The organism is Paenibacillus sp. NPDC058071 (assembly GCF_042885235.1).
Lineage (GTDB): Bacteria > Bacillota > Bacilli > Paenibacillales > Paenibacillaceae > Pristimantibacillus.
The window spans coordinates 127089-139675 of record NZ_JBHVSK010000012.1; the positions used below are offsets into that span (position 1 = coordinate 127089).

Annotated in this window: 9 protein-coding genes; 1 reads left to right on the plus strand and 8 read right to left on the minus strand. The window is 51.1% G+C overall.

Annotation, left to right across the window (positions count from 1 at the left end; translation table 11 throughout):
- Position 1 precedes the first annotated feature (1 nt).
- Entirely contained in the window at positions 2-1798 is a 1797-nt protein-coding gene (locus ACFVTB_RS19635; RefSeq protein WP_387752825.1) for an ABC transporter ATP-binding protein, read from the minus strand.
- 242 nt (positions 1799-2040) lie between these two features.
- Here ACFVTB_RS19635 and ACFVTB_RS19640 point away from each other — a divergent pair, with 242 nt between their 5' ends.
- Entirely contained in the window at positions 2041-2952 is a 912-nt protein-coding gene (locus ACFVTB_RS19640) for a helix-turn-helix transcriptional regulator (protein ID WP_387752827.1), read from the plus strand.
- A gap of 892 nt (positions 2953-3844) precedes the next feature.
- On the opposite strand, the gene ACFVTB_RS19645 is transcribed toward ACFVTB_RS19640, so the two are convergent.
- The 7 genes from ACFVTB_RS19645 to ACFVTB_RS19675 form a co-directional block, all read right to left on the minus strand.
- Entirely contained in the window at positions 3845-4690 is an 846-nt protein-coding gene (locus ACFVTB_RS19645) for a carbohydrate ABC transporter permease (protein WP_387752830.1), read from the minus strand.
- A gap of 356 nt (positions 4691-5046) precedes the next feature.
- A complete protein-coding gene (locus tag ACFVTB_RS19650) occupies positions 5047-5940 on the minus strand; it encodes a carbohydrate ABC transporter permease (protein WP_387752832.1) in 894 nt (297 codons plus the stop codon).
- A gap of 131 nt (positions 5941-6071) precedes the next feature.
- Entirely contained in the window at positions 6072-7436 is a 1365-nt protein-coding gene (locus ACFVTB_RS19655) for an extracellular solute-binding protein (protein ID WP_387752835.1), read from the minus strand.
- A 638-nt stretch (positions 7437-8074) separates the two neighbouring features.
- Entirely contained in the window at positions 8075-8923 is an 849-nt protein-coding gene (locus tag ACFVTB_RS19660; protein WP_387752838.1) for a hypothetical protein, read from the minus strand.
- Between the two features lie 146 nt (positions 8924-9069).
- Positions 9070-10416, minus strand: coding sequence for a UDP-glucose 6-dehydrogenase TuaD (gene tuaD, locus ACFVTB_RS19665; protein ID WP_387752841.1), 1347 nt, complete (start codon positions 10414-10416; stop codon positions 9070-9072).
- Between the two features lies 1 nt (position 10417).
- On the minus strand, positions 10418-11320 hold the full coding sequence (gene galU, locus ACFVTB_RS19670) for a UTP--glucose-1-phosphate uridylyltransferase GalU (protein ID WP_387752844.1): 903 nt from the start codon (positions 11318-11320) through the stop codon (positions 10418-10420).
- 72 nt (positions 11321-11392) lie between these two features.
- Positions 11393-12553, minus strand: coding sequence for an aminotransferase class I/II-fold pyridoxal phosphate-dependent enzyme (locus tag ACFVTB_RS19675; protein ID WP_387752846.1), 1161 nt, complete (start codon positions 12551-12553; stop codon positions 11393-11395).
- Positions 12554-12587 lie beyond the last annotated feature (34 nt).

Here is a 12587-nt window from a genome sequence, read left to right on the forward strand (position 1 = left end):
CTTACATCGTTTTCAGCTTGTAAAATTCGCCGCGCTTCGCCATCAACTCATCGTAGCTGCCGATTTCGGCGATGCGCCCTTTCTTCATCACTACAATGCGGTCGACGTTGCGGATGGTGGACAATCGATGGGCGACGATAAACGTCGTCCTTCCCTCCATCAGCTGCTCCATTGCCTGCTGGACATGCTTCTCGCTAATATTATCGAGGGCTGAGGTCGCTTCATCGAGTATGATAATCCGCGGATCGCGAACGAGCGCGCGAGCAATGGCGATACGTTGGCGCTGGCCGCCCGATAAGCGTCCGCCATGCTCGCCAACCTTCGTATCAAGCCCTTCGGGCAAACTGTCGATCACATCATGCAGATTGGCCATCCAGACCGCCTGCTGCAGCCGTTCCTCTGGAATGTTCGGCAGACCGTACGTAATATTCTCACGAATCGTTCCCGAGAACAGGATATTGTTTTGCAGCACGATCGCTAGCGACTGGCGGTAGCGCTTCATGCGCATATCGTCCATCGGAATGCCGTCGATCCGTATCGTTCCTTTTTGCGGACGGTAAAAGCCGATAATCAGGTTCAAAATCGTCGATTTGCCGGAGCCGGATTCCCCGACAAAAGCGATTTTTTCACCGGCCCGCACCTCAAGCGTCAAATCCTCGAGCACGTGGCGGTCGCCGTTTTTATATTTGAACGCTACACTCTCGAATTTGTACTCCCCGCGAATATCCTCCGGTTTCACCCGTCCTTTGTATTCCTCTGTCTCAGAAGACATCAGCACTTCCGACACCGAATGAAGCGACTCAAAGCCTTTCAGCAGGTTCGGATAAACGTTCAGAATCGAGTTGACCGAACCTACCATCATGCCGAAAAAGCCCTGATACATGACGATATCGCCGATTTGCATATAACCTCTGTAAGCCAAATAGCCAGTGAAAAACAGGCAGGCTACCTGGAACAATTGAAAAGCCACCCAACTCGTCGAGCCGAAATACGCTTCGAGCACGTCCAGCCGATGTCCTCTTTCGCGTATATCGTTCAGAGCGCCGTCCACCTTGCGGATCTCGACGTCCTCAAGCCCGTGGGCGCGAGTGACTGGGATCATTTCAACTGTCTCGGATACCTTGCCGGACATTTCCTCAATATTGCGCCTTACCTCGCGGTTGCGGCGAGACATTTTAGTTTGAAAAAAGCGGACCAGCCCAATAGCCGTCGGCCCCATCAACACAAAGAACAGCGCGACAATCCAGCTATGGTACAGCGTAATACCGACGACGACCGCAAGGTTAAGGAACGCCGGGATGATCGCCATCATGATTTGCCGTGACAGGAAATCGATCGCTTCGACGTCGCGCAGCACCTTGGCCTGCATTTTGCCGCCGCTTAAATCGCCGTGATAGCTGAGCGAAAGCTTTTGCAGCTTGCGGACGAGCGTGCTGCGCAACCCCGCTTCCACATGGCGCACCGCTTTACTGATATAGCTGACGTGCAGCGTATGCGTCAAAATATTTTGCGCGATAACAGCCACAACAACGACTAGATTGATCCAAAATTCACTCATCGAGTGCTTATCGGGATAACTAATAATGTTAATGATGTTGGCCGTCACAATCGGCAGCACAAATACCGGTGCCGCCTTGAGCATGTAATAGATCGCCGACATCAGTACTTTTCCCCAATGATCGCGATACAGCCCCATAAGCAGCCTTAACGGCTTCTCAGGTTTGCCGCTTACCTCTTCAAACCGTTTTGAATAATCGAGCGAAAGCTTGCCGCTTTGCGCCGTTGCTTGTTTTGCCATCTTCACTCCACCCGTTATTGCCTTTAAAATAAAGGCATCTCTCTTTTCCTATTTCCGGCCGCGGCATTCGTTTTGTTTTGCTATGCTTTGCATAGCTTAGTGATAACAAAATCCGACGGCTTTTACGCATCGTTTACAAGTATAAATCCGCCGATAGGGAACATCTATAACATATTCGGTCTTTCGCAATAAAATGATTTAACAAAATGGGACATTTTTTGTGGAATGGCAAGGTGACTTTTATGGCAATTAGTACGGTAGGATTGACCTACCACTACCAACATCCTTATTTTCGCTCCGAGGCTTATCTGTACGGCTCGCACATGGCGACGGCCCGCAAAGGCTGGCTATGCGGCAAGCATGTTCATCATATGATGATCGAGTTCAATCTCGTTCTGAAAGGAAAGCAGACCGCCGTCATCGGAGCCGCAGAGCATGTGCAGGAGGAAGGCGATCTGTTGATCGTGCCTCCGATGCAGCTGCACGACTTTCGGGTCGAGGATTCCGAGGGGGTGCAATATTTTACGATGCATGTCCAGCTCCCTGATTCTTCTTTCGTCGAATTGCTGGAACGTCAATTTACAGCACTGTACCGGCGCGGCCATCCGCTAAACGAAGCGTTGACGCCGCTTGTGCGCGAAATTGCGGACGCTCTCGCGGGCGAATTACATTCGCGGATCGGTCTTTTTGCCAATCTATACGCCATCGCGCATCGGCTGGAGCAGTATCTCGAGCAGGAGGGGCAAGGTCGGACGTGGAAGCCTTCGATGTCCTACTTGATCGCCAAGGAAATCGAGCATATGGTCGTTGCGGATGAAGCTGTGGAAGAGAAACAGCTCGCACTCGATAGCGAAAGCAACTGGCTGGTGCAAATTTCGCACAAGCTCGGCGTTAGCCGCCGCCATGCGTATCGCGTTTTCCGGCAGACGTACGGCATGTCGCCACGTGAATATTTAATGGTGTTAAAGCGACAGGAAGCGATGCAAATGCTTGCCGCCAGCAATGACTCGATCGAAACGATCGCCCACCGCATCGGCTACGAAAACGTACAAAGCTTCAGCCGCCAATTCGCCGAGTGGACCGGGTTCACGCCAAGCGAATTCCGCAAGCAGGAGCTCGACGGCATCCATCATTTGATTCCGATTGAGCTTTGATGTCGGAAGGCTCGTTCGTTCAGCCTAGCGCCGCCATTTGGGTTCGGGTCCGATGAATAACTGCATTTTAGCAGTTATTATCTAACATAAAGCTCGTACAACGGCAAATAACTGCTTTTTTGCAGTTATTTCAAGCCTCGCATCGCCATTTGGACCCGTACCCTAGAGAATAACTGCATTTTGGCAGTTATTCTCTCAGAAATGCCTGTAAAGCGCCAAATAACTGCTTTTTTGCAGTTATTTCAAGTCTCACATCGCCATTTGGACCCGTACCCCAGAGAATAACTGCATTTTGGCAGTTATTTCTCTCACAAATGCCTGTATAGCGTCAAATAACTGCTTTTTTGCAGTTATTTCAAGTCTCACATCGCCATTTGGACTCGTATCCCAGAGAATAACTGCATTTTGGCAGTTATTCTCTTACATATAGCTCGTACAACGGCAAATAACTGCTTTTTTGCAGTTATTTCAAGCTCGGCATCGTCGTTTGGCACACGTCACTAATGGAAACTGATTATTTGACGACCGAATGGCCGGGTAGCCATCAATAGACACAGTTGCACTACCAGGAGGAAGTTGGATAAAAAGCCGCATCCGCAAATAAGGAGATTTTCAAACCAACCTTCGCAGATATTGAGATCCATAGCCACGCAGAGCGGAGTACCAACTTAAGTGATGCCATCAGCATCTGCATCTGAATCTTCTGAATCTGAATCTGAATCTGAATCTGAATCTGAATCTGAATTATTATAAAGCTGTTAAATAGAAACAGCCCTTAAATAAAAAAAGCCCTTAAATAAAAAAAGCCCTTAAATAAAAAAAGCTCTTAAATAAACAAAAGCACCCGTCCCCCGCAAGCCATGCGGAGTCGGGCGCTTCTTTTGGCGTTCTTTTACTTAACCGCTCCTGCTGTTACGCCGTCGGCGATTTGCCGCTGGAACAAGACGTAGACAGCAATAACCGGGATCATGGATAAGAGCAGCCCCGCAAACAGCGGCCCCCACTCCGTCCGGTACTGCATCTCCGACTGCATAATCGCGATGCCGACCGGCAGCGTATATTTCGAGGGATCGTTGATGAAGACAGTCCCCATAATATACTCGTTCCAAATGTTAAGAGCGTTCATAATACCGACCGAGACGAGACCGGACTTGGCCAGCGGCAGCATAACCGTAAAAAACGTACGGTTATAGCCCGCCCCGTCGATAGCAGACGCTTCCTCAAGCTCTCGCGGCAGCGTCTTGAAGAAGCCAACCAGAACGAAAATACCGAAGGGCAATGCGCTTGCCGTATAGACAATGATAAGTCCAACCAACTTATTAATCAGATGCATTTCGTTCAGCAAGAAAAACAGCGGGATAAGACCCAGGATCATCGGGATCATCATCGCCGACAAATACAGATTGAGGAGCGTGCCGCTTCCTTTGAAAGCGAACCTTGCGAGAATATAAGCCGTCGTTGCGGCTAACAGTACGGAAAGCAAAGTACTCGCACCTGCTACAATCGCCGAATTAAGAAAGTAACCGCTGAAACCGTACGTTTCCCATACATACGAGAAGTTCGACCACAGCAGCGGAAACTTCGGCAAAGCCCAAGGCTTGCCTAACATAAACTGCTGGTTATCCTTGAGGGACCCGAACAACGTCCAGACGAGCGGATACAGCACAGCCGCCGTCCAAACGAGCAACACAGCAACCGTCAGCGACTTGTAAAAGGGATGTTGTTTTGTGGCGGACATTTTTTTCATCTCCTACAAAGTTTTGCACAGCAAAACTTTCTTCGTAAGCATCAACTTTGTTTTGCGAAGCGAAACTTCCATCGTAAGCATCAGCTCCGTTCTGCTAAGCAAAACTAACTTCGTAACCACAATCGTTTTGCAAAGCAAAACTTCACTTCGCATAGGCTAGCTTTCTGGTGCCTAGCAAAACTCGCTTCATACGGGGCTTCCTTTTGCCGAGCAAAACACTTCGTGAGCGCAGCTCCGTTTTATATGAAAGTCGATCGAGCAGCAAAACTTCAATATGTGACCAAATGCAAAAACATTTTTAGATAATCCGGCAGCCACTCTCCTCTTAAGCGCCTATCCACGAAGAACTAAGCAAGCTCCACGGTCTCTCTTCGCAGCAGTCTTCCCAGTACGATCGTCGTCAAGAACGACATGATCAGAATGAGAACGCCGATCGCTGCAGCATAACCCATATGGAACTGGCGGAAGCCCATCTGGTATAAGTACGAGCCCATTACCTGCGTAGCATTGTCCGGGCCGCCCTCCGTCATAATCCAGACGATAATGAACGAGCCGTTCAGCGTCGTCATGACAATATGCAGGATGCTCACCTTCATTTGCTCCCATATCAGCGGAAGCGTAACGGACCAAAATTGTCTGCCCTGCGAAGCACCGTCCAAATCAGCCGCCTCATACAGCTCTTGAGGTATGCTCAGGATGGCCGCAATCAGCAAAATCATATAAAACCCGATTCCCGCCCATATGGACGGCCAAAGGAGAGACCACATTGCCGTGCTTTCCTGCCCGAGCCAAGGCGTTTGCACCGGCTGATCCCGAAACAACGACAGAAACGAGTTGATAAAACCGAGATTCGGGTTATAGACGTAACGCCACAGCACGCCGATGACGACGACGGAAATGATATTCGGAATAAAAAAGATAATCCGGTAAAAGGAAGATCCTTTTATGTTCAATCTCGTAACGGCAACCGCAAACAGCGTCGCCAGCAGTATAATGCCAATCACCTTGCCGACAACGAGAAAATAGTCGTTTTTAAGGGCGGTCCATATGATCGGATCCTTCAGCAGCTCGCGAAAGTTATCGAAGCCGATGTAAGTCATATTTTTCGCGCTTCCGGACCAGTCGAAGAGCGAGATGTAGATGCCGCGTATAATCGGGTACAGCGTGAATACTCCAAAAAATGCGAGTGTCGGAATAATAAAAGATGCGATAAAAAAGCGGCGTTTCGCTTTTTGGGACAAGGTCTGTCACCTTCCTCCAACCTGACTTGGCTAAAAAGAGACAACCAACAAGGGCTGGCCGCAAGAACGGCCATCCCCTGTTGGCGTCGTGTTAGCGGTTGTGTGTGAAATGATACAAATAATGAATACGGCTATTTTCTAGCTTTTGCAGCAGCAGCCTCGAGACGTTTGATCCATTCTTCCGGCTGGATTTTGCCTACCGTCAGAGCGAGCGTCGCGTCTTGCTTCGCTTTTTCCACATCGGCGTTCAGAACGGCAACCGGGGCAACCGTCGTTTTGTCGGAATTAAAGAACTTCATAGCGTCCTTTACAACTTGCCCAGCTGAGGAAGCGTCGAGATCCGCTTTTACGTTCATAATTGCGCCAGTCAGCTCTGCCCAACGAACGGCATGCTGCTTCGTGAAAGCAAATTGCAGGAACGCTTTGGCCGCTTCAGGGTTTTTCGCGTCTTTGGCGATCGCAATTGTGTTCGTGTACGGAATAACAATGTTGTTCGCGCCGGCAGACTGAGCTACCGATGGGATAAAGCCGAAGTCAAAGCCGGACGGAATGTCTTTTTTCATTTCATTTTCGAGCCACAAACCGTTCGGGATAAATGCGCCCTTATGCTGAAGCCATTGCGATTGCGAATCGGTATGATTGAGCGATACAGAGCCTTGATCGATGAAACCTTTGTCGCGCAGCTCGACAATTTGATTAAGCGCCGTTTTTACTGCATCGCTGGAGAAGCTGCCTTCCTCCAAAGCTGCCTGCTTCGTCAAAATGGAGCCGTCGCCGCCGTTCGCAGCTACCATCGCAGAGTCGACCAGACCTCCGTTGATATAGTAAGGATAAACGCCGGTATGAATTAGAGGGCTGATGCCCGCGTCTTTAATTTGCTGGCTGACGCTGAGGAAGCTGCTCCAGTCGGTCGGAACTGTCCAGCCCTTCTCTGTAAACAGCGCCTTGTCATAGAAAATGCCCCACGAGCCAAATACGAGCGGAACTGTGAAGTTTTTGCCGTCAGTGTAAGCGGTAGGCTGGGATATCAGAATATCGCTCAGCTTTTCGCCGTCCACATTGGTGGCGCTGCCCAGAAACTCGGTCAGATCAAGCAGTTGTCCATCGTCGATCATTTGACGCTCGTTAGAGCCTTTGCCGTCGATGTAAACGACATCGGGAGGATTGCCTTGAATCCAGCGCGGTTTCATCTGTTCGTTGATTTCCGGTCCTGCCGATTGCTTGATTTTCAGATCGGGGTTGGCTTTCTGGAACTCGTCGATTACTTCTTTCCACCACGCGTCGCCATAGCCGCCAACGAAATATTGGATTTCGAATTCGCCCTTCAATCCGGCCGGAGCGGCAGGCTCAGTCGTTTCCTTGGCTCCTCCGTTATCCGCCGTGGAAGCTGGCGGTTCAGTCGTCGATTTATTTCCGTTGCCGTTGTTGCCGCCTCCGCAGGCGGCCGTGATCGCGAGCAGCAATACAGCGCATAACAGCAGTCCTTTTCTCAACATGCGCAAGATCTCCCCTTCTTTGCCTTGTTTGTTGCGAATCCGTCCGAAACCTGCCTGTTAACGCGATACCTGCGTGCACGCAAAAAAGGACATAAGCTACATAAGCATTCTCATGCTTACATAACTCATGCCCTCAAAGGTAACACGTTATGTTTTCTTACGTATTCGACTGAAAATAATCATATAACCGCTTTATAAAATTGTCAATACGAAAAATTTATTTTTGTAAGCGATATCTTTTGGTAATGTATGCGCTTTAATTAATTAGGCTAAATACTTGCGTTATTTTTCATAACATAAACATTCCTCAGATCCGCGTAAATCCTGATTTAATGCTCTTTTCGAAGTTAGCCGTTTTGGGAGAGTCCAGCAACAAACGGTTAGCGTTCATGCATTTTTGAGTGACTTTGAGTGACTTTGAGTGACTTTGAGTGACTTTGAGTGACTTTGAGTGACTTTGAGTGACTTTGAGTGACTTTGAGTGACTTTGAGTCACTTTGAGTCACTTCGGATGACTTTGCGTGACCAGCCCCCGATTGGGGATGGGAGTAAGGTTGAAGACAGACTTCTTTCTTCTCAAGCCAAACAGCGCCGGAATAACCGGCGCTGCCTGCAGCGAATATGTTCCGAAATGTTGCCTACTTGCCGACGATTGCGTTAAGCTGTTTCCGGCCGGCTACAATTTCTTCTTCATAACGGGTCTGCATCGGCTCCAAAATGGCTGGACTTACGCCGATAGCAAGCAATTTGTTACCTGCTGCGCTGAACACGACACTGTACTGGTTTGTGCAATTCGTGAAGGCAGAAGTACCCGTCTTATACAGTTCTGTCTTGGCATGCGTTGATGTCAACGTTGTAAACTGCACGGCGTAACCGGTTAGCTCAGCTTGGCAAGCGTTACGCAATTGAAACAACTCGGCCGAGGTCTCATTGTAAATCTTTTGCGTCTCTTTATCGACGTCGATACCTCCGTTATTGCCGTTGTTGCCGTTGTTGCCGTTGTTGCCGTTATTGCCGTTGTTACCGTTGTTACCGTTGTTGCCGTTGTTACCATTATTGCCATTGTTGCCATTGTTGCCATTGTTGCCATTATTGCCGTTATTGCCGTTGTTGCCGTTGTTACCATTGTTGCCGTTGTTGCCGTTGTTGCCGTTGTTGCCGTTGTTGCCGTTGTTGCCGTTGTTGCCGTTGTTGCCGTTGTTGCCGTTGTTGCCGTTGTTGCCGTTATTGCCATTGCCGTTTCCGTTGCCCTTGTTCTTCTCTTTCTCCGCTTGAGCTTTCAGCTGCTGCAAAACTTTATCCAGGAATGTATTCTCGAACGGATTAAATGAGCCGAACGAAGAATTGGCCGAAGCTGAAACGGATCCTTGTCCAGAAAACAGCGGACTGCCGGACGGCTTGGCCGCTGCGGATGCGCTAGTCGCCATGGACGGCAGTAGTAACGCGGCCGTTAGCGCGATAGCAAGAACGGTCTTTTTCTTCTTCATCGCCTTCTCTCCTTTTCCTCTCCTAGTCCGGCCGCAACATCTTCTTTGAAGACAAGCCGCCGGCCTTATAAACAGACTGCAGAACCTTGACCGGGCATGCCCGGTCTGCCTAATGATTCACCTCCTCTCCCAACCGCTAAAATCCGCTACAGATTGACCGATTTCCGCGTCACTCCTTCTGTTCGGTTCACCGCCCTGCGTCCAACCGAATAATATACGAAGCCGTTCCGCTCCATCTCCGAAGGCTGGAAGCAATTGCGTCCATCAATCATAACTGGCTGTTTCATCCCCGCTTTGACAGTCGACAAATCCATGCCGACAATATCTTTCCATTCCGTCAAAATAACGCAAGCATCGCAGCCGATCGTCGCCCGCTCCGCACTGTCCGCATACTGAACCTCTTCCGGCAGCAGCTTGCGCGCCGCTTCCGCAGCGATCGGATCGTAGGCGCTCACCTCTGCGCCCAGCTTAATCAGCTCCGGAACGATCGACAACGACGGCGCTTCCCTCATATCGTCGGTATCCGGCTTGAACGCCAGCCCAAGAACAGCAATCCGTTTGCCCGCCAAGCCCCCGAGCGCCTCGCGCAACTTGTCCATTACGACAAAGCGCTGGCGATGATTCGTACGAATGACCGACTTCAACAGCTCAAACTCATAGCCAGCTTTGTCCGCTATATGAGCGAGCGCGTACGTATCTTTCGGGAAGCAGGACCCGCCGTAGCCGATGCCCGCCTGCAAGAACTTGCCGCCAATACGGCTGTCCATGCCCATGCCTTCCGCAACGTCCCCGACATCCGCGCCAACCCTTTCGCAAATATTAGCGATGGCGTTAATGAACGATATTTTCGTTGCAAGAAACGTATTGGCCGCATATTTGATCATTTCCGCGCTTTCCAGATCGGTTTTAAAAATGGATGTTTTGAACGGCGCATGCAGCTCCGCGATCTGATTCGCAGCATCGGGATTGTCGGAACCGATAATTGCCCGGTCCATGTTCATGCAATCCGACAAAGCTGAGCCTTCTCGCAAAAATTCGGGATTCGAGACGATATCGAAGCCGATCCAAGGGTATTTTTTGTTCGCCTGCACAACTTCCCGGACCAGTTCTCCCGTACCGACCGGCACCGTGCTTTTGTTGACGATAATTTTATGACCGTTCAAATGCTCCCCGATCATACGAGCCGCCGACATGACGTACCGCATATCCGCTTCGCCCGTCTCTGACATCGGCGTGCCGACAGCGATGTAGACGATGTCTGACGCTTCAATCGCCTCGCCGACCTCGGTCGTAAACAACAGCCGCCCCTGCTCCTTGTTCCGCTCCACCATCTCCTGCAAGCCAGGCTCGTAGATTGGAATTTCGTTGCGGTTCAGCATATCGATTTTTCGCTGGTCGACATCACAGCAGATCACCCGATTGCCGATTTCCGAGAAGCAAGCGCCCGACACCAGACCGACGTACCCTGTACCAATGACCGTTATTTTCCGCATATCACTTCGCCACCTTGTTTAGAATCGGAAAATGCTTCTCATACACCGACTGCACGTAATTGAGCACGTCCTTCTGCAAATCCTCGCGCTCCAGCGCAAAATCAAGCGTCGCCTTAATAAAGCCGAATTTATCGCCAACGTCGTATCGGACGCCATCGAAGTTGTAGGCAAGTACGTTCCGCTGATCGTTCAGCTTCTTGATCGCATCGGTCAGCTGAATTTCATTGCCTGCGCCCGGCGCCTGATGCTCCAAAATATCGAATATTTCCGGTGTCAGCACGTACCGTCCCATAATCGCATAATTCGAAGGCGCCGCCTTGCGCGCCGGCTTCTCGACCAGACCGTCAAGGAAGAAGACCGACGGCTCAATCGACGAGCCTCGCGGCGCGATAATCCCGTACTTCGATACATCCTCGTCACTGACTCGCTGAACGCCAACAACTGACGAAGAATACCTGTCATAGACTCGAATCAATTGGCTCAGGCAAGGTACTTCAGACTGAACGATGTCGTCGCCGAGCAGCACCGCGAATGGCTCGTTGCCAACAAAGCTGCGCGCGCACCAGATTGCGTGGCCGAGCCCTTTCGGCTCTTTCTGCCGGATATAGTGAATATTAGCCATCTCTGAAATATGGCGAATCTGATCAAGTTCCTTCGTTTTGCCTTTCTTGGAGAGCATGTCCTCGAGCTCGAACGTTTTGTCGAAATGGTCCTCGATCGCCCGTTTGCCCCGGCCGCTGATAATCAAAATATCTTCGATACCGGATGCGATCGCCTCCTCGATAATGTATTGAATCGTCGGTTTGTCGACAATCGGAAGCATTTCCTTCGGCTGGGCTTTCGTGGCTGGCAAAAATCTCGTTCCAAGACCTGCCGCCGGAATAATCGCTTTACGAACTTTCATAGAGACATCCTCCTATATTAAAAAGTGATGATTGCGTGAGCGATCCGCTCTAACGGACAACCCGCCCCAGATCTAGGCAAGCGCCCGTTTCTTCACTTGCAAGCTTTCCTTCACCGCATCGATAACACGATTTTGTTCATCCTCGGTCAAGCTCGAACCGGAAGGCAGGCATAGGCCTTGTTCAAAAAGCCGATCGCCGACGCTTTCCTGCTCGCTGTGCGGATAGTACGCGTAGTTGCGGAATACCGGCTGCAGGTGCATCGGCTTCCACACGGGACGCGATTCGATATTCGCTTCGGCCAGCATGCCGATCACCTCCGCCGGACGCACCCCGGTCTCTTCCGGGTCCAGCGTCAGCGCGGTCAACCAGCGGTTCGTTCTGCCGTAGTCCGCCTCCGGCATCAGCCTTACGCCTTCGCAGGAAGAGAAGGCTCTTTCGTAACGTTCAAAGACGGCTCGTCTTGCCGCAACTCTCTCCCCTAGCAAAGCGAGCTGCCCCCGGCCGACGCCGGCTAAAATATTGCTCAACCGGTAGTTGTAACCGATCTCCGTATGCTCGTAATGAAGAGCCGCCTCGCGGGCTTGGGTCGCGTAATGGCGCGCTTTGGCAAGCGCGTCCAAATCGTCCGACACCAGCATGCCGCCTCCCGAGGTCGTAATGATTTTATTGCCGTTGAACGAGTAGATACCGAACTGCCCAAGCGTTCCGCTTGCCCGGTCTCGGTACGTCGAGCCGAGCGATTCGGCCGCGTCCTCGATGACGGGAATGCCATATTCGTCGCACAGCCCAAGAATCGCATCCATGTCGGCGCTTTGTCCGTACAGATGAACGACAATGACCGCCTTCGGCAGCCTCCCGATCCGCTTGCCGTCTTCGAGCGCCCTCGCGAGCGCCTGCGGCGACATATTCCACGTCTCCCGGTCGGAATCGATAAAGACTGGCTCGGCGCCCTCGTATCGAATCGGATTCACGCTAGCGACAAACGTTAACGACGATACAAAAACACGGTCGCCAGGACCGACATTGAGCAGCCTCAGCGCCAGATGAATGGCCGCCGTACCGGATGACAACGCGACCGCTCCCCGGGCGCCGACGCGCTCCGCCAGCTCTTGTTCAAAGCGATCCACGTGGGGGCCGAGCGGGGCGATCCAATTGGTGCGAAATGCTTCCTCCACATACCCCTGCTCCAGAGGGCCGATATGCGGAGGCGATAATAGAATGCGTTGGTTCACGCCTCTCAGCTCCTTTTTTCATTATCCGCAAACC

Bases quoted from the DNA above. Each gene is read 5' to 3' on its own strand.
- ACFVTB_RS19655 (WP_387752835.1), bottom strand. From the start codon at position 7,436: ATGTTGAGAAAAGGACTGCTGTTATGCGCTGTATTGCTGCTCGCGATC.
- tuaD (WP_387752841.1), bottom strand. From the start codon at position 10,416: ATGCGGAAAATAACGGTCATTGGTACAGGGTACGTCGGTCTGGTGTCG.
- ACFVTB_RS19635 (WP_387752825.1), bottom strand. From the start codon at position 1,798: ATGGCAAAACAAGCAACGGCGCAAAGCGGCAAGCTTTCGCTCGATTAT.
- ACFVTB_RS19640 (WP_387752827.1), top strand. From the start codon at position 2,041: ATGGCAATTAGTACGGTAGGATTGACCTACCACTACCAACATCCTTAT.
- ACFVTB_RS19660 (WP_387752838.1), bottom strand. From the start codon at position 8,923: ATGAAGAAGAAAAAGACCGTTCTTGCTATCGCGCTAACGGCCGCGTTA.
- galU (WP_387752844.1), bottom strand. From the start codon at position 11,320: ATGAAAGTTCGTAAAGCGATTATTCCGGCGGCAGGTCTTGGAACGAGA.
- ACFVTB_RS19645 (WP_387752830.1), bottom strand. From the start codon at position 4,690: ATGTCCGCCACAAAACAACATCCCTTTTACAAGTCGCTGACGGTTGCT.